This window comes from Roseobacter sp. OBYS 0001 (assembly GCF_019654895.1).
Lineage (GTDB): Bacteria > Pseudomonadota > Alphaproteobacteria > Rhodobacterales > Rhodobacteraceae > Roseobacter > Roseobacter litoralis.
Genome location: NZ_BPES01000004.1, coordinates 285,835 through 303,426, shown reverse-complemented (window position 1 = coordinate 303,426; position 17,592 = coordinate 285,835). Strand labels below are relative to the sequence as shown.

General features: G+C 57.9%; 13 protein-coding genes. 8 read left to right on the top strand and 5 right to left on the bottom strand.

Going from position 1 to position 17,592, the window contains the following annotated elements:
- Positions 1-67 precede the first annotated feature (67 nt).
- The gene (gene rhaS / locus K5Q35_RS11350; RefSeq protein WP_011569207.1) at positions 68-1,060 is read right to left on the bottom strand and encodes a rhamnose ABC transporter substrate-binding protein; all 993 of its coding nucleotides are present in this window, start codon (positions 1,058-1,060) and stop codon (positions 68-70) included.
- A 24-nt stretch (positions 1,061-1,084) separates the two neighbouring features.
- Positions 1,085-1,897, bottom strand: coding sequence for a DeoR/GlpR family DNA-binding transcription regulator (locus K5Q35_RS11345; protein ID WP_013962205.1), 813 nt, complete (start codon positions 1,895-1,897; stop codon positions 1,085-1,087).
- A 186-nt stretch (positions 1,898-2,083) separates the two neighbouring features.
- Here K5Q35_RS11345 and K5Q35_RS11340 point away from each other — a divergent pair, with 186 nt between their 5' ends.
- From K5Q35_RS11340 to K5Q35_RS11325, 4 genes are all read left to right on the top strand, one after another.
- A complete protein-coding gene (locus K5Q35_RS11340) occupies positions 2,084-4,186 on the top strand; it encodes a bifunctional rhamnulose-1-phosphate aldolase/short-chain dehydrogenase (protein WP_220799639.1) in 2,103 nt (700 codons plus the stop codon).
- A gap of 13 nt (positions 4,187-4,199) precedes the next feature.
- Positions 4,200-5,474 carry an L-rhamnose catabolism isomerase gene (gene rhaI, locus K5Q35_RS11335; RefSeq protein WP_220799638.1) on the top strand — a complete coding sequence of 425 codons (1,275 nt, stop codon included), beginning with the start codon at positions 4,200-4,202 and terminating at the stop codon, positions 5,472-5,474.
- Positions 5,475-5,802: 328 nt separating this feature from the next.
- Positions 5,803-8,148, top strand: a complete 2,346-nt coding sequence (locus tag K5Q35_RS11330) for a cache domain-containing protein (protein WP_220799637.1) — start codon at positions 5,803-5,805, stop codon at positions 8,146-8,148.
- A complete protein-coding gene (locus K5Q35_RS11325; RefSeq protein WP_220799636.1) occupies positions 8,132-8,773 on the top strand; it encodes a response regulator transcription factor in 642 nt (213 codons plus the stop codon). The genes K5Q35_RS11330 and K5Q35_RS11325 overlap by 17 nt, the downstream gene beginning before the upstream one ends.
- Positions 8,774-9,187: 414 nt before the next feature.
- Here the strand turns inward: K5Q35_RS11325 and aroB are convergent, their stop codons facing one another.
- The gene (gene aroB, locus K5Q35_RS11320) at positions 9,188-10,300 is read right to left on the bottom strand and encodes a 3-dehydroquinate synthase (protein WP_013962211.1); all 1,113 of its coding nucleotides are present in this window, start codon (positions 10,298-10,300) and stop codon (positions 9,188-9,190) included.
- Positions 10,293-10,886: a shikimate kinase gene (locus tag K5Q35_RS11315; protein ID WP_220799635.1), complete on the bottom strand. Its 594-nt coding sequence runs from the start codon at positions 10,884-10,886 to the stop codon at positions 10,293-10,295. The genes aroB and K5Q35_RS11315 overlap by 8 nt, the downstream gene beginning before the upstream one ends.
- Before the next feature lie 77 nt (positions 10,887-10,963).
- On the opposite strand from K5Q35_RS11315, the gene K5Q35_RS11310 reads away from it, so the two are divergent.
- From K5Q35_RS11310 to K5Q35_RS11295, 4 genes are all read left to right on the top strand, one after another.
- Entirely contained in the window at positions 10,964-11,113 is a 150-nt protein-coding gene (locus K5Q35_RS11310; RefSeq protein WP_013962213.1) for a hypothetical protein, read from the top strand.
- Entirely contained in the window at positions 11,103-12,641 is a 1,539-nt protein-coding gene (locus tag K5Q35_RS11305) for a hypothetical protein (protein ID WP_220799634.1), read from the top strand. Before K5Q35_RS11310 ends, K5Q35_RS11305 begins: the two co-directional genes overlap by 11 nt.
- Positions 12,641-13,612, top strand: coding sequence for a site-specific tyrosine recombinase XerD (locus K5Q35_RS11300; RefSeq protein ID WP_220799633.1), 972 nt, complete (start codon positions 12,641-12,643; stop codon positions 13,610-13,612). Before K5Q35_RS11305 ends, K5Q35_RS11300 begins: the two co-directional genes overlap by 1 nt.
- Positions 13,613-13,773: 161 nt before the next feature.
- Complete coding sequence (locus tag K5Q35_RS11295; protein WP_013962216.1) at positions 13,774-15,081, top strand: HlyC/CorC family transporter; 1,308 nt, start codon at positions 13,774-13,776, stop codon at positions 15,079-15,081.
- 74 nt (positions 15,082-15,155) lie between these two features.
- On the opposite strand, the gene K5Q35_RS11290 is transcribed toward K5Q35_RS11295, so the two are convergent.
- Positions 15,156-17,579 carry an FAD-dependent oxidoreductase gene (locus K5Q35_RS11290; RefSeq protein ID WP_220799632.1) on the bottom strand — a complete coding sequence of 808 codons (2,424 nt, stop codon included), beginning with the start codon at positions 17,577-17,579 and terminating at the stop codon, positions 15,156-15,158.
- Positions 17,580-17,592: the final 13 nt, after the last annotated feature.

Sequence of the window (17,592 nt, the reverse complement as noted above, 5' to 3'; positions counted from 1 at the left end):
CACTCTTTTGGGGCGTTGATAAAAGGGGCTGGTCCGGCGCAAGAGGATGCGCCGGACCCGTCACAAATTAGAAAATCGACTTGAACTGCTCGATGTTGCTTGCGTCATAGACGAAGGGATCGGCCATGGCGCCTTCGTTGTTTTCATCAAGCGTCAGGCTGCCCATGCGCCCCATGGGGATTTCGGCACCGGGCGCGGCCTCAACGCCGTTCTGGCTGAGTTCATAGGCAAGCATGGTCGCGGAATACCCCAGATCAATCGGATTCCAGATGGCGAAAGACTGCGAGGCACCCGATTCAATCGCACCGGCCATTTCGGATGGCAGGCCAAGGCCCGTGACATTCACCTGACCGACTTTGCCCGCATCCACAACAGCTTGCGCCGCAGCCACGATCCCGACGGATGTCGGCGCGATGATGGCGTCCAGATCCGGATAGGATTGCATCAGGCCGGTCGCCTCGCGGTAGGATTTATCGGCAAGATCATCCCCGTATACCGTCGCAACAACTTCGATATCCGGGTAGTTGCCCATCACCTTGTTCATCTCCTCCATCCAGATGTTCTGGTTGGTGGATGTTGTGGTCGCAGAGAGCAAGGCAACCTCGCCGCCCTCTGGCAAATGATCCGCAGCCAGTTTGATGATCATATTGCCAATCAGCGCGTTGGACGATGGGTTGAGATGCAACTGACGCCCCTCTGGGGCCACACCGGAATCCCAGCTGATCACCGTGATCCCGCGCTGCATCGCGCGCTGCAGGGCGGGCACCAAAGCGTCCGTGTCATTGGAAGACACGGCAATGGCGTCGACCTGCTGGGCAATGAGGGAATTGATGACCTCGATCTGCCCTTCAGCGGTCGTGTCAGTGGGCCCTGTGTAGATGATTTCGACATTGCCGAGTTCTTCCGCAGCCTCCTGAGCGCCTTCCGCAGCCGCTTCGAAAAAGCCGATACCCAGCGCCTTGACGACCAGCGCGATGCGCACGTCCTCTGCCAGCGCGGGGCTTGCGACCATCGTTCCTGCCAATGCAACGGATGCTGCTAGTTTCTTAAGTACACTCATGGTTTCCTCCCTGGAGTGGTTACATCAGGCGGGCAACTGCGCCACACCGTCTTTCTGCGTGGTCCCGGACGGAACAACGATCAATGTGATATCCGCCGCGTCCAGCATGTTTGCCGTGCGATCATCCATGCGGTCATCGGTGATAAGCGTATCGATCCGCTCCAACGGACACAGCACGAGGCTGGAGCGGTTTTCAAACTTCGTACTGTCCACCAGAACGATCAATTCATCCGCCTGCCCGATCAATTTCTGCTCGGCCTGAATCAGCAGCGGGTCCTGCTCCATCAAGCCCAGCGGGCCGATGCCGGCGGCCCCCATGAACATCCGTTTGGCATAGAAGTTGCGCGTCACGTCGTTCTCAAAAGGCGACAGAATGATGTTCTGTTCGCGGTAGATGATCCCGCCGGACAGCATCACGGTATTGGTGGAATTCTTCAACAGATGCTCGGCGATGGGAAAGGAGTTGGTGAACACCTGCATCCGACGCGAGGCCAGCGGGTGTACCATCTGGAAGGTGGTCGTCCCACCGTTGATGATGATCGGCTCACCATCCTCACACAGATCAACCGCTGCCGCCGCGATGGCTTGCTTTTCAGCACTGTTCATCGTTTCGTTTACTGAAAACGGGCGCCCCGCGAGGCCCACAAACGGCTTTGTCGCCAGCGCCTCGGCCCCGCCACGCACGCGACGCAAGCGCCCTTGCGCATCCAGCGTGTTGATATCGCGCCGCACCGTTGCCTCGGACGCTCCCGTCAATGTGCACAAGTCCATGACCGTCACGAGGGACCGGTCCTGAACGGCCGATAGGATTACGCGATGACGGTCTTTTTCGTGCATGGATGCCCCTTTGCTCGCCGTCAAGCTGACGCGAATCGCAGCTGCGTGTCAATCAATATTTGTCACATTCAATCATTCTGCATCGCAGCATGATTGCTTTTGACTGATTGTGATTGACATGGTTTCTGCGCTCGGCCAACGTGCAGCGCAGAAATATCATGAACTCTGGCGTCCATGGAGACTGCAATGACCCACCCATCCGCAACGCAACGCCTTGAAAACAAGTGGGATGTTGATCTTGCCGCCCCTATGAGCGAATCCGAGAAGTTGCTATATCGCTCCAACCTTCTGGGATCAGACAAGAGAATCACAAACTACGGCGGCGGCAATACATCGGCCAAGGTGATCGAAACTGACCCGTTGACGGGTAAGCCTGCCGAAGTGCTCTGGGTCAAGGGGTCGGGCGGCGATGTCGGATCGATCAAGATGGATGGGTTTGCGACGCTCTATATGGACAAGCTGAACGCATTGCGGGGCGTCTACCGTGGTGCCGAGTATGAGGATGAAATGGTGGCCTTCCTGCCCCATTGCACGTTCAACCTGAACCCGCGCGCCGCCAGCATCGACACGCCCCTGCATGCCTATGTGCCGGCAAAACACGTCGATCACATGCACCCGGATGCGATTATTGCCATCGCCGCCGCAAAGGACAGCAAAAAGCTCACCCAAGAGATTTTCGGGGATCGCATTGGATGGCTGCCATGGAAAAGACCGGGCTATGAATTGGGGCTATGGCTGTCGGATTTCTGCGAAAAGAACCCCGATGCCAAAGGTGTTGTGCTGGAAAGCCATGGGCTCTTTACCTGGGCCGATGACGCACAGGATTGCTATGAACTGACGCTGGAGATCATTCAGACCGCGATGGATTGGTTTGCAGAGCAAACAGCGGGCAAGCACGCTTTTGGCGGCGCAATCCATCACAGCCTGACAGACGAGGCACGCCGCGCCACGGCGGCACGTCTCATGCCGGTTCTGCGCGGGATGGTATCGGATCAGCAGCATATGGTCGGGCATTTTGAGGACAGCGATGCGGTGCTGGAATTTGTGAATGCCAAAGACATGACTCGGCTCGCAAGCATGGGCACGTCCTGTCCCGATCACTTTTTGCGCACGAAAATCTGCCCGCTTGTGGTGGATTTTGACCCGGCCAACCCTGATGCGGAGGCAACACTTGCGGGGCTCAGCGATGCGGTGGCGGCCTATCGGCAGGGGTATCAGGCCTATTATGAACGCTGCAAACGCGCCGACAGCCCGCCCATGCGCGACCCGAATGCGGTTGTCTATCTGGTGCCGGGTGTGGGGATGATCACCTTTGCCAAGGACAAAGCGACTGCGCGGATTTCCGGCGAATTCTATGTCAATGCGATCAACGTGATGCGCGGTGCGGATGCCGTGTCCGAATATCAGGGCCTGCCCGAGCAGGAGGCATTCGACATCGAATACTGGCTGCTCGAAGAGGCCAAGTTGCAACGCATGCCCGCGCCCAAGGCATTGGCAGGCCGCGTGGCACTTGTGACGGGCGGCGCGGGCGGGATCGGCTCTGCCACGGCGGAACGATACCTGCGCGAAGGTGCCTGCGTGATGCTGGCCGATATTGACGACGCCGCCCTGGCGCAAACGGCGGCAAAGCTGTCGGCACGGTATTCCACGGATGTGGTGCGCACGATCAATATGGACGTAACGGATGAGGCGGCAGTCATCGCCTGTTATACCGAGACCGCTGCCGAGTTTGGCGGCATTGATATCCTTGTGTCAAACGCCGGTATCGCCAGCTCTGCCCCGGTCGAGGACACGACGCTGGCGCTTTGGAACAAAAACATGGCGATCCTGTCGACGGGATATTTCCTCGTCAGCCGCGAAGCGTTCAAGGTGTTCAAGGTGCAAGATATGGGCGGATCGGTTGTTTTTGTCGCCTCCAAGAACGGTCTCGCCGCCTCGCCCAATGCCTCGGCCTATTGCACGGCAAAGGCATCCGAAATCCACCTTGCCCGCTGCCTTGCTCTGGAAGGCGCCGAGATGGGTGTCAGGGTCAATGTGGTCAATCCGGATGCGGTTTTGCAGGGCAGCAAGATCTGGGAAGGGGAATGGCTCGACCAGCGGGCGGGCACCTATGGCACGGACAAAAGCGGGTTGGAGGCGATGTATCGCGACCGCTCGATGCTCAAACGCTCTGTCCTGCCGCAAGATATTGCGGAGGCCGCCTATTTTCTTGCCTCTGACCTGTCCTCGAAATCAACCGGAAACATCATCAACGTGGACGCAGGCAACGTTCAGGCGTTCACGCGTTAGGGAGGGCAGCATCATGATCCATTCAGACATCATCGCGCAGACCAATGAAACTGCGATGGCAAAATTGCAGGCAGATTATGACGCTCTGGGCGCGCACCTTGAGAGGCGTGGGGTCGACATTGCAGCGATCAAAGACCGGGTGGCAAACTATGGCGTGGCGGTGCCCAGCTGGGGCGTTGGCACAGGCGGCACCCGTTTCGCGCGCTTTCCCGGCCCCGGCGAGCCGCGCGATATTTTCGACAAGCTTGATGATTGCGGGCTGATCCACCAATTGACGCGCGCAACACCTTCCGTGTCGTTGCATATTCCGTGGGATGCACAACCCGCCGCCGATCTCAACAGCAAGGCCGAAGAAGTCGGTCTGCGCTTTGATGCCATGAATTCCAACACCTTTCAGGATCAGCTGCAACAGCAACACAGTTACAAATTCGGCTCCCTTTCCCACACCAACGCGGCCACGCGCCAGCAAGCGGTTGATCACAACATTGCATGCATTGAACTGGGGGTTGCCATCGGATCAAAGGCGCTGACGATCTGGGTCGGGGACGGGTCAAACTTTCCGGGACAGACCAACTTTACCAAGCAGTTTGAACGCTATCTTGATGCAGCAAAACAGGTGTACAACGCCCTGCCCGATGACTGGACGCTGCTGAGCGAACACAAGATGTATGAACCAGCCTTCTATTCCACGGTGGTGCAGGACTGGGGCACCAACCTGCTTATCGCGCAGCAGATGGGCGACAAGGCAAAATGCCTTGTGGATCTGGGTCATCATGCGCCCAATACGAACATCGAGATGATCGTCGCGCGGCTGATCCAGTTTGGAAAGCTTGGCGGCTTTCATTTCAATGACAGCAAATACGGCGACGATGACCTCGACACGGGCAGCATCGACCCCTACCGCCTGTTCCTCGTGTTCAACGAGTTGGTTGAGGCGGAAACGCAGGCTGATTTCGACCCGATGCATATGCTGGATCAAAGCCACAACGTGACCGATCCGATCGAAAGCCTGATGGTATCCGCAACAGAGGTGCAGCGCGCCTATGCGCAGGCGCTTTTGGTCGACCGCACCGCTTTGCTTGGATTTCAGGAAGACAACGATGCGCTCATGGCCACAACGACCCTGAAACAGGGGTTTCGCACGGATGTCGAACCCATCCTCGCAATGGCACGTCTTGAGCAGAACGGTGCCATTGACCCGGTTGCGACCTATCGCGCGTCCGGGTATCGCGCCAAGGTCGGCACACAACGTCCTGCTGTCTCCGGCGCTGGTGGCGGGATCGTGTAGGCAAGCTGCGACATGGGCTTGCTGTGGTGTGCGGTCGATCCCAGTGGGGCGCTGATGGCCCTCTGAAGCATGGAATTCCACCGCTTAGATCGCGCATTTTCCCGTTGATTTGTTTCGTTCTGCAGATCGCTGGAGCTATACCCGCAAGGCCCGTGCACCGCTCACACAAGTTCATCTGGCAGGCATATTCAAGCAGGATGACCGCCCCTTCACCTATGCCGCAATGACACCGATCCTAGCGCCGCGAGCGATTGCATGCGCGATAAAAGGCCCAGCACGTTTTGTTGGGCCTTAACAATCTCTTGGTTTTCGGTGAAACTGATGCGTAATGAAGTTCTCTCTGGGTTTGATACTGGCGCTCTGCCTCGCTGGATTGCAATTTGTTGCCGTCACTATTGTGGTGTTTTCATCCTTTCTCACCTCCGAAAAAGTTCTGCTGGAGCATGCGCGCGACCTCTTGAGCGATGTGGGAACCAATACGATCGAGCACTCGAAGGGATTCCTCAAACCTGCCAAAGGTGCCGCTGAGCTTGCAACACGGCTTGCCGAGAATCAGGTTATTGCGAGCGATGATTTCAACCAGCTTGAAAACCTTCTCTTTCAGCAGCTTCAGATTTCACCGCAGTTTGCAGGGGTTTTTTATGGTGATGAGGCCGGGAACTTTGTCTATGTGATGCGCAGCGAAGGGCCCGGACCCTTCCGAACCAAGATCGTGATGCGCGACGGCGAGGCACGTGAAACCGAGCTGATCTGGCGTGACAGCAATTATCAGGTGCTTGCGCGCCAAGACGACAAAGCGGACACATATGATCCGCGCACGCGCCCCTGGTATCAATCCTCCCGGGAAAACCTGACAGGCATCTGGACCGACCCCTACATCTTTTTCACCTCGCAGCGTCCCGGCATCACTGCCGCATCACCCGTTTTCAATACCGATGGCGGGTTACGTGGTGTCGTCGGGGTGGACATTGAAATTGGCGCTATTTCTGGTTTTCTGAGTCGGCTCAATATCGGAAAGTCAGGCGTTGCACTGATCCTGAACCGGAACGGCGACGTCATTGCGCACCCAAATCAAGCACTGATCCGCAAGCAAAACCCGGACGGAACATTTCGGTTTGTCAACATCAACGAGATCGACGATCCGGTCGCCCATGCCGCCTTTGCCGATGTGGTCCGTGGGTCGGAGGTCTATGTAGATCGTGAGGTTGCGTCGCGGTTTGAGTTTGACGGGTCGACTTATGTCTCGACCGTGATGCCCGCCATCAGTGATGAACTGCCATGGACAATCGCGGTCTATGCGCCGGAAGCGGATTTCACCGGTGAGATTACGGGAAACCGGACACAGAATGTCTGGATTGCAGCAACCATTGCCCTTGCGTCGGGCGTGGTGGGGTTAATGCTGGCGAATTACATCCACAAACCTGTCCGCGCTTTTGCCGTTCGATCCTCGCTGGTTTCACAGGGGGAAGCCTCGGCCGAGGAACCTTTACCCAAAACCTACAAAGAGCTTGAACGCGCAAATGAAACTCTGGTTCAGGCCATCGCCGAGCGCAAGAAATCAGAAGCCGAATATGACAGGACCTTCGATCTTGCTGCGCGCGGCATGGCCCGGATACAGGCGCACACCGGTAAGATCCTGCGGATAAACAGACGGCTTGCCGATTTGCTGGGCTATAGCGAAGTCGAAGCGCTTGATTTGACAATTCAGGACATATCGCACCCCAGTGACCCCGTCGCCAAAGTGTTCACCGCGTCAAGCGGCGGAGGTCGCTCAGAGTATTTCAGTGAAAAGCGGTATCGGCACAAAGACGGTACCACCATCTGGGTCAGTGAAAACGTGATCGTTATTCGAGATGACAATGACGTGCCGGTCTATGCCGTAGTCGCGGTTGACGATATTTCGGAAAGAATTGCAGCGGACCTGAAAATCCAGCAGTTGAATACCGATCTGTCGCATTCTGCACGGATCAACATGATGGGACAGATGGCGACCGGGCTTGCGCATGAATTGAACCAACCCCTGCTTGCGATCTCGCAAAACATGGACACGGCTGTTTTTCTGCTCAAGGACACAGACCAGAAGGCTTCCGCCCTGCGGGAGCTTCTTGTGGAAACAGACCGGCACGCACACCGCGCCGGGGACATCATCAAAGCGCTGCGGGCGTTTGTGAAAAAGGAAGGCGCTGAAAAAACAGAGTTTGATTTTGCCGAACTGATGGAGCAGTCCCTGCATCTGATGCGGGCTGAGGCTAAGGACCACGGCATCAGCATCACCGCAACAGGCAGCAATCTTGAACCCGTCTATGGATCACGCGTGCAGATCGCTCAGGTGCTGGTGAACATGTTGCGCAATGCCATTGAATCCATTGCCCAGAGTAACATGCGCGACCGCAAGGTCACTCTGAAAGCAGAGAACACCCAATCCGGGGTTATGATCAGCGTCACCGACACAGGACCCGGGTTACAGGAAGACGTGGACGTTTTCGAACACTTCAAAACGACCAAAAAAGACGGCATGGGCATGGGGCTTTCGATCTGCCGTACAATTGTGGAATCGCATCGCGGGGACATCTGGTACCAGCAGGACCCGGATGGAAACCCCCAATTTTGCTTTACTCTGCCTGCATTGAAACCAAAAACGGAGGTGGGGAAGGCATATGAATATAGCCACTGAACCTTGCGTTTTCATCGTGGATGACGACGAAGACATTCGCACGTCTCTCTCGCGCGCTTTGCGCACCCGTGGATATAATACGCAGGTCTTTGACTCCGCACATGCGTTTCTGGCGGGCTACGACCCCGCCCGGTCGGGATGCCTGATACTGGATTACGGACTGCCACAGATGAATGGTCTGGAACTCCAGCAGGTGCTTGTAAACCGTGGCAGAGCGTTGCCTATCATTTTCATCACCGGGCATGGCGGCGTTTCAGAAGCCGTGCGCGCGATGAAATTCGGGGCCGTCGACTTTCTGGAAAAACCGTTTCGTCAGGAGGCGTTACTGGCCCGAATTGACACCGCCCTGCAAATAGATGCAAAGGCACGCGACGTCGATAACGCGTTAAAGATGACCCAGAACAAACTGAAAAGCCTGACGCAGCGCGAAAGGGAAATCGCAGAATTTCTGGTGTTGAACCCCTCCAACAGTTCCAGCAAAGATGTAGCACGTCATCTCGATATCAGCCCACGCACGGTCGATCACCACCGCGCACGCATTCTGGATAAAATGAACGTCCAGTCGGTCGCAGAGCTTGTCGATCTGGCGCTGACCTATCAGCTTTTTGAAAAACCCGAGACGTGAGCGGGCTATAGGCAAGTCTACCTAGGTAACAACGCGAATATACCTTGGCCGTCTTTTGAACGATTGTATGCGTGCAGTGTGTATTTTGGAAATTTTGTGCGCTGCAGGTGCAATGGGTTAACGAGTGATAGAGAAACGGAATTAGCTGGTTCTCGGTTGGCCTATCTTCCCGTCCAGGATAAGATTTTGCGCCTTGTCGCGTGAATGACTGGAATAGCGCTGCGACCTGTTTTGCACCAACAGATCGCAGCGCACCACTAATCCAACACTAAAAAGCACGTAAAGCGTCATGCGAAAAACCTGAATCACATAACGCTGCCTGAAATCAAAGATTTCAACGCGTTACGTGATACTTGATGTTTCAGATATTTCGTCAGACGCTCTAGTCCGGCGCGTTATTGCGACGTCACCAGCCTACCGCCCGCGCAACGCATCCTCCAGCACAGTGAGCACATCGCCGGCTGCGACGTCGGACGTCACAAAAGCCTCGCCCAACCCGCGCGCAAGGATAAAGTGCAGCGTCCCTTGCATGACCTTTTTGTCCTGCCCCATCAGATCAAGCAATCCGGCAGCATCCGGCAATTCGCCGGGAATGTCGCGCAGGTCGGTTTTCATCCCCATCGCTTTGAGATGCGCGCGCACGCGGCTTGGGCTTTCCTGCGAGCAAAGGCCCATGCGGGACGACAATTCAAAGGCCATAGCGCAACCAATGGCCACCCCCTCGCCGTGCAACAGGCGATCCGAGTACCCGGTCGCCGCCTCCAGCGCGTGCCCAAAGGTGTGACCCAGATTGAGCAGCGCGCGGTCCCCCTGCTCTGTTTCATCGCGGATGACGATATCTGCTTTCATCTGAACCGAGCGCCGCACGGCTTCACATCGTGCTTGTTGATTCCCCACCGCCAGCGTTGGCCCGTTTTCTTCGAGCCACTCGAAAAACGCCAGATCACCCAGCAGGCCGTATTTAACGACTTCGCCGTAGCCCGCCAGAAAATCACGCGCCGTCAGGGACCCAAGCACGTCGATATCTGCCAGCACCAGACTGGGTTGATGAAACGCACCGATCAGGTTCTTTCCCTGCGCCGCATTTATCCCGGTCTTGCCCCCGACAGAGCTGTCGACCTGCGCCAAAAGTGACGTCGGGATCTGCACGAACCGCACCCCCCTGCGCAGGATCGCAGCGGCAAACCCGGCAAGATCACCAATGACACCGCCGCCAAAAGCCACTACGACATCGCCGCGCTCGACCTTCTGATCAAGCAGCCAGCCCACGGTCCGTTCAAGTGGCTCCCATGATTTCGTGGCTTCCCCTGCGGGCAAGGCCAGTGCTGTCATCTCAATGCCCTCGCGCGCCAGCCCGGCACGCAAAGCGTCCAGATGCAGTGCAGCCACGGTTTCATCCGTCACAACAGCGACCTTTGGTCGATTAAGCAGCGGCAAGATATGTGCGCCAGCCTCTGACACAAGCCCCGGCCCAATGCGTACGTCATACGCACGCCCGGGCAGATCGACATGAACAGTTTCAATCATTTACAACCTCCAGCACATCGGGTCGCGACACCAACACCTCTGCCACACGCCGGGCCATTTGCTCGATCGCGACGGGCGGGGCACAAGGCACGGTCATATCGGCCTTGGCATATTCCGGAACCCGCGTTTCATACAGTGCGCTCAGCGTTGCCTTTGGATCAGGCGTGCGCAAAAGCGGTCGCGTGTCCCTGTGTTTGACCCGGTTCCACAGCAGTTCAATATCCGCATCCAGCCAGACCGACACACCGCGCGCCGAAATAGCGGCGCGGTTGGCCTCAGCCAGAAACGCGCCCCCCCCCGTTGACAGCACGCACGCCTGTCCACCTAGCAAGCGGTTTATGACTTCACTTTCACGCGCCCGAAAAAAGGCTTCGCCATCACGGGCAAAAATTTCCGGCACGCTCATATTGGCTGCCTCTTCGATCTCATGATCCGAATCAAGAAAGGGAACATCCAGCAATTGCGCCAGCGCACGGCCGACAGCAGTCTTGCCCGCCCCCATCATTCCGATCATCACGATCGTCTTTTTCAACACAAATCTGTGTGTTTGACCCGTTTCGGCTCCGGTTTGCTCAATTTCGCTCATAATCGATTGAATGACGTGATATTATAAAAAAGGCCATATATAACTTAAAGAAAAACGGCAGGCATAAAGGCAGTAAAATGCTCCGATTATTCAAATTTCTGATCTATCTGGCCGTGATTGGCTTTATCGGGCTGGCGGGCTATGCCTATGTCGGTCCGTTTTTCGGCGCTGATTTCTCAGCCCCCTCCGAAGAGACACGTGTACCCGTGACACTGGATGCCGATTAAACATCTTTCATACGCGTTCTTTGGGATATGCCTATGCACTGCCGGTTTGGCGCAGGATCAGCCACTGTCGGTCATTGACTGGGTTAAGCGCAACCCGGACCAGCCTGCGATGACCTCGGCCATCCCGGCGCAGCGATTTGAGCCGCCCGTGTCACCCGGTGCGCATGTTCCGGTCGTGAGTGTCGCGCCGCTGGACCAAAAGGCGCGCCGCATTATCGGATTGGTGCCTGCGTCAGTCACTGGCCTGTCCGAAGACATCTGGTCAGGCAGTGATGCGCGCGCGTTGCAGGCACAACTCAACGACATCCCCGTTTTGCGGCTGCCTGCCGCGCAGACCCTGTTGTACACCGTGCTTTTGACCGAAGCCAAAGGTCCCGGCGATGACACGGCGGGTGAAGATCTGCTGACCCTTGCCCGCGTGGACGCATTGATGCGCTTCGGGGCACATGACGCGGCGTTGTCCTTGCTTGATCAGGCCGGGGTCACACGCGATGCGGCCCATTTCAGGGCCTATATGGATCTCGCGCTGCTGACAGGACAAGAAGACACCGGCTGCGCCATTCTGACCACGACGCCGCACCTTGCACCATCCCTGTCGCACCGCGTCTTTTGTGCTGCCCGGCAGGGGGATTGGCCCACGGCCGCCCTGCTCTTTGATACGGGCAACACGCTGACGGCGTTTTCCGATGCTGAGACAGTCGCCCTTGAGAGGTTCCTGCACCCTGAGGCGTTTGAAGACGCGCCCCCCCTGCCGCGGCCCGCTGAGATAACTCCGCTCTTGTTCCGGCTGCATGAAGCCATCGGAGAGCCCTTGCCAACCGGTGCCTTGCCCCGCCCCTATGCCGTTGCCGATCTGCGCGATCTGGCGGGCTGGAAACCACAACTTGAAGCCGCAGAACGCCTCGCCGTGACAGGCGCCTTGTCACCAAACCGGTTGCTCGGGCTGTACACGGCGCGTCAGGCCGCAGCCTCGGGCGGCGTCTGGGACCGTGTGCGCGCGGTTCAACGGTTTGAGACTGCGCTGCGCACACGCTCCACCGATGCGATTTCAAAAAGCCTGCCCGTTGCATGGAGCGCCATGCAGGCGGTGGGTCTGGAAATGATCTTCGCCGACCTGTTCGCGGATACGCTGACCCGGTATCAACTGGGTGGGCGCGTACAGGAAATAGCGACCACCATGGCGTTTTTGTCGACGGATTACGCAGGCGCACAACTGTCGGAAGACACGGATCCATTTCTGAGTGAATTGGCGCGAGGGGCACCTGAAACCATGATCAGTACCGATCTGCGTCACAGCGCGATCAGCCGTGGGTTTGACCCTGCGAACGCTCGCCGCGACCTGACACAGATGGCGCAAAACGGCCGGCGGGGCGAGGCGATACTGCGCGCTTTGATCTTGCTTGATGACGGGGCTGCGGGTGATCCTGTTGCCCTGACACAGGCACTTGCCACATTGCGTTCCTTTGGCCTCGAAGACACTGTCCGACGGGCCGCGTTGCAAATCCTGCTGCTGGACAAATACAGCTGATGGCAGCGCATAGTACATGGATTTCCGCCTTTCTTGAGGCACAGGCCGCCGAATTGGGCGCCGCACGCAACACGCTGCTGGCCTATGGCCGTGACCTCAAGGACTTTGACAGTTTTCTGACACATCGAAATCTGGATTTTCACGCCGCAGCACAAGCTGATGTCGAAGCCTACCTGATTGCCTGCGATGCGGAGGGTCTGTCCAAGGCAACGCGCGCACGCAGGCTCTCAGCGGTCAAACAGCTTTATCGGTTTGCCTTTGAGGAAGGCTGGCGCAGCGATAACCCGGCCCTGCAGATCACGGGTCCGGGACGCGACCGCAAACTGCCGAAAACACTGTCCGAGGCAGAAGTGGACAGGCTTCTTGAGGCGGCCCGCAGCTCAGGGCGCAACACAGGGGACCGGACGCGCAACACCTGCCTGATGGAACTGCTGTATGCGACCGGTATGCGCGTCACCGAGCTGGTCAGCCTGCCCGTGTCTGCAGCACGCGGCGATCCGCGCATGTTGTTGATCCGCGGCAAGGGCGGAAAGGAGCGGATGGTGCCCCTCTCGCCCCCTGCCCGCGATGCCACATCAGAATGGCTGCGGCTGCGCGATGAGAAAGAAGCCCTCAAGAAGGCCGAAGGGCATCCGCCCTCACGCTTCCTATTTGCATCGCGCGGGGTGTCCGGGCATCTGACGCGGAATCGTTTCTATCTGTTGATCAAGGAACTGGCCGTCGATGCAGGCGTCAGCCCGTCCAAGGTGACCCCCCACACGCTGCGCCATGCTTTCGCGACGCATCTGCTGGCGAACGGCGCGGATCTACGCTCGATCCAGACACTACTGGGTCATGCGGATGTGGCCACGACCGAAATTTACACCCATGTGCTTGAAGCAAGGCTTTCCGAATTGGTTCTGACGCACCACCCCCTGGCCCAGGAGGACCCGCGCCCGCCGGGTGACAAACCTGTTCTGGACGCATCGTAATGCCGTTCCACTGACACGGGCCTTTCCGGCGCACCGATGATCGCAACGGCGCCACACTGTCGCAGACCTGCCCAGATGCACATGCAACTCTGGCTCATCCCTTGATTGCGGGCACCATCGCCCCCATAACCAATGAACACATCTCAAAGGTACGCTCTAACATGGACATGTCCACCGCCACCCTCGACGCCACATTCTGGATGACCTCAGGCGTTATTCTGTTTTTGCTCGTGCTCTCGGGGTTCTTTTCCGGCTCTGAAACGGCACTGACGGCCGCATCGCGGGGAAAACTGCACTCGCTTGCCGACAAAGGCAACAAGGGCGCGGAGCGTGCGCTGCAGATCACCGAAGACAATGAGCGGCTCATCGGGTCGGTTTTGCTGGGCAACAATCTGGTGAACATCCTTGCGGCGGCTCTGGCCACGTCCATCTTTACGCGCGCCTTTGGCGAAAGCGGTGTCGCTCTGGCCACATTGGTGATGACCTTGCTTGTCCTGATCTTTGCCGAAGTCTTGCCGAAAACATACGCCATTACGAATTCAGAGAAAGCGGCAAGCTTCGTGTCCCGCCCCATTGCGATTGTGGTGACCGTCTTTGCGCCCATCGTGGCGGCTGTGAGGCTTCTGGTCCGTGGCGTTCTGCGGCTTTTCGGTGTGACAATCGACCCCAACAGCAATATCCTCGACATTCATGCTGAAATCGAAGGCGCGCTGACATTGGGTCATTCCGAGGGCGTTGTGGAAAAGGAGCACCGCGACCGCATTCTGGGCGCGCTTGATCTGAACGAGCGCGCCGTGGAAGAAATCATGCTGCATCGCTCTGGCATCGAGATGATCAACGCCGATGATGATCCGCAGGACATTCTGCACCAGTGCCTGCAATCCAACCACACCCGCCTGCCCGTGTTTCAGGAGCATCCGGAAAACATCATCGGTGTGATCCACGCGAAAGATCTGCTGCGCGCCATGTATAAGATCATCGGCGGGCCTGAGGGGGATGCCTCGAAACTGCGCAGCTTCAAGCTGTCCGACGTGGCAATGAAACCCTATTTCGTGCCCGAAACCTCCACCCTTGATGAACAGATGCGCCAGTTCCTGCGCCGTCGGACGCACTTTGCCCTCGTGGTCGATGAATACGGTTCACTGCAGGGTTTGATTACGCTGGAAGACATCCTCGAAGAGATCGTGGGTGAAATCACGGACGAGCATGACCCGACGGATATGGCACCGATCCAACAGACCGAAGACGGTCAGTTCGTGATTGATGGCGCGATGACGATCCGCGACCTCAACCGCGCCGCCGACTGGAACCTGCCGGATGAAGAAGCCAACACCGTCGCCGGGCTGGTCATCCACGAAGCACAAATGATCCCAACCACCGGTCAGGTTTTCTCGTTCCACGGATTCCGGTTCGAGGTCTGCGCGCGCGAGGGCAACCGCATTACGGAACTCAAAATCCGCGCGCTTTGACCCCGCGCGCGGGCGGCTAGTTCCATAAGCTGTCGCGCGGCGGGCCCGCGTGACACACTGGCGCGCGCCGCGCATCACGCGCGCAGCCGCAGCCCTTTTGGATCAAACGGGGGTTCAGCCAGAATGCGTGCTTTGTGTGGCTGACCCAGCACCATGACATCAACCACGTCGCCCGGTTGCGCACCGCTCACAAAGCCAAGCGCGAGGCTCATCCCAACGCTGTATCCATAAGCACCAGAGGTGACGCGCCCAATGCCCTGCCCGTCTTTGAAGATCGGCTCGCCCCCTGTGGCATCTGCATTTGATGCATCGGTTTCAGCGCTGTCCAATGCGAGCACGACAAGATGTTCACGCGCAGTTTTGGCAAGTGTTTGCGCAACCGCAGCTTTGTTCAGGAATGCCTTGTCCATCTTGCACAACCGATCAAGGCCGACTTCCTGCGGCCAGTATTCGGGGCTGTATTCGCGCCCCCATGACCCGTACCCTTTTTCAACACGCAGGCTCATCAAGGCGCGGCTGCCCACCGGGCCTGCACCGACCTCTTTACCCGCGACGAGCAACGCCTCATAAAGCTGCGCCTGATCCTCAGTCGCGCAGTGCAATTCCCAGCCCAAATCGCCGGTAAAGCTGACGCGCAAGGCCAAGACCCGGACACCGGCCAGTTCAATCCGTTTGGAGCGCATGAACGGAAAATTCTCGGTGGACAGGGACGTATTGGTGAGCCGTTGCAGCATGTCACGCGACCTCGGACCGGCCACGTTGAAACCGCACATCGCATCGGTGTGGCTTTCAAATATGGTGTCGCGGGGCAAGGGCACAGCCTTGAAAAATCGCTGGTGATAGCGTTCGGCCATACCGGAGCCAATCACCCAGAACTCCTCCTCCCCCAGACGCGTAACCGTGAAATCACCCGCGATACCGCCCCGCTTGCCAATCAGCGGCGTGAGGCAGGACCGCCCCACCGCCTTGGGCATGGTGTTTGCAAAGACACTATTCAACCAGCCTTCGGCCCCCGGACCTTTGCACAGGTATTTCGCAAAGTTCGAGATGTCGTTGACCCCTGCGTTCTCGCGCAGCATCCGGCATTCAGCACCGACCTGATGCCACCAATCCTGCCGGGTGAACCCTTCTGTGTGATCTTCGGCCCCTTCGGGATAGCCGAAATAAAGCGGGTGTTCCCATCCGTAGTTCAGCCCGAATACCGCGCCACGTTCGCGTTGAATGTCGTAGACGGGGCGGCGGCGCAGGGGGCGACCGGCGCTGCGTTCTTCATTCGGGAAGTGGATTTTGAACCGGTTTGCGTATTGATCGCCAACGCGCGCCTTGGTGAAGGCCTTATCCGCCCATGTCCCGAACCGCGCCATGTCCCATGCGAACATATCATAGCGCGTCTCGCCCGTGACAATCCAATCAGCGGCCAACAGCCCCATGCCACCCGACTGCGAAAACCCCGGAATGATACCGTTGCAGCAGAAATAGTTCGACAGTTCAGGCGCGGGGCCGAACAGGACATTGGCATCCGGCGACCATATCATCGGCCCGTTGATCACGCGTTTGATCCCCGCCTCTCCGACAGCGGGGACGCGGTCGATTGCACGCATCATGTTGTCTTCAATCCGTTCCAGATCATCGGCGAATAGCTCATGCCCAAAGCCCTGCGGCGTGCCGTCCTCGGCCCAGAACCGCAGGTCCTTTTCATAGGCACCGACAAGCAACCCTTTGCCTTCCTGACGCAGATAGTATTCGCCGTCCCGGTCGGCCACCGATGGCAAACGGCGATCCAGTGCTGCGATCTCAGCGATGGTTTCGGTGACAAAATACTGATGCTCGGTCGGCTGCAAAGGCAGTTCCAACCCCGCCAATGCCGCAACCTCACGCCCCCAGAGGCCCGCCGCATTCACGACCCATTCGGTGGCAATATCGCCTTTGGTCGTGCGCACGATCCATGTGCCATCCGGCTGCTGCTCCGTGGCCGTCACCGGGCAAAAGCGGATGATTTCGGCACCATTCTGGCGTGCGCCAGCAGCATAAGCATTGGTGACACCGGATGGGTCCACATTGCCGCCAGAGGGTTCAAACATGATGCAGCGGATACCGTCAAAATCGACCAGCGGATGCAGGCGTTCAGCCTCATCCCGGCTGACTTCGTGAAAATTCAGCCCGTAGTATTTCGCCTTGGCCGCCTGCAGGCGCAGTTGGTGTTCGCGCGCCTCGGTCTGCGCCAGATAGAGCGAGCCGGGCTGGAACACGCCGCAGGACTGCCCTGTTTCGGCTTCCAAGGCGTTATAGAGATCCATCGTATAGTTCTGAATGCGCGTGATGTTGTTGTTGTCATGCAGACCATGGATATTTGCCGCCGCATGCCAGGTCGAGCCGCTGGTGAGTTCGTCACGCTCCAGCAGCACCACATCTGTCCAGCCCAGTTTGGTCAGATGATACAGGATCGAGCAGCCGATGACGCCGCCTCCGATGACAACGGCTTGGGCATGAGTACGCATGGTTGAGACCCCG

Coding starts and splice junctions, on each gene's coding strand:
- rhaI (WP_220799638.1), top strand. CDS start 4,200: ATGATCCATTCAGACATCATCGCGCAGACCAATGAAACTGCGATGGCA.
- K5Q35_RS11310 (WP_013962213.1), top strand. CDS start 10,964: ATGCTCCGATTATTCAAATTTCTGATCTATCTGGCCGTGATTGGCTTT.
- K5Q35_RS11340 (WP_220799639.1), top strand. CDS start 2,084: ATGACCCACCCATCCGCAACGCAACGCCTTGAAAACAAGTGGGATGTT.
- K5Q35_RS11315 (WP_220799635.1), bottom strand. CDS start 10,886: ATGAGCGAAATTGAGCAAACCGGAGCCGAAACGGGTCAAACACACAGA.
- K5Q35_RS11300 (WP_220799633.1), top strand. CDS start 12,641: ATGGCAGCGCATAGTACATGGATTTCCGCCTTTCTTGAGGCACAGGCC.
- rhaS (WP_011569207.1), bottom strand. CDS start 1,060: ATGAGTGTACTTAAGAAACTAGCAGCATCCGTTGCATTGGCAGGAACG.
- K5Q35_RS11305 (WP_220799634.1), top strand. CDS start 11,103: ATGCCGATTAAACATCTTTCATACGCGTTCTTTGGGATATGCCTATGC.
- K5Q35_RS11330 (WP_220799637.1), top strand. CDS start 5,803: ATGAAGTTCTCTCTGGGTTTGATACTGGCGCTCTGCCTCGCTGGATTG.
- aroB (WP_013962211.1), bottom strand. CDS start 10,300: ATGATTGAAACTGTTCATGTCGATCTGCCCGGGCGTGCGTATGACGTA.
- K5Q35_RS11345 (WP_013962205.1), bottom strand. CDS start 1,897: ATGCACGAAAAAGACCGTCATCGCGTAATCCTATCGGCCGTTCAGGAC.
- K5Q35_RS11325 (WP_220799636.1), top strand. CDS start 8,132: ATGAATATAGCCACTGAACCTTGCGTTTTCATCGTGGATGACGACGAA.
- K5Q35_RS11295 (WP_013962216.1), top strand. CDS start 13,774: ATGGACATGTCCACCGCCACCCTCGACGCCACATTCTGGATGACCTCA.
- K5Q35_RS11290 (WP_220799632.1), bottom strand. CDS start 17,579: ATGCGTACTCATGCCCAAGCCGTTGTCATCGGAGGCGGCGTCATCGGC.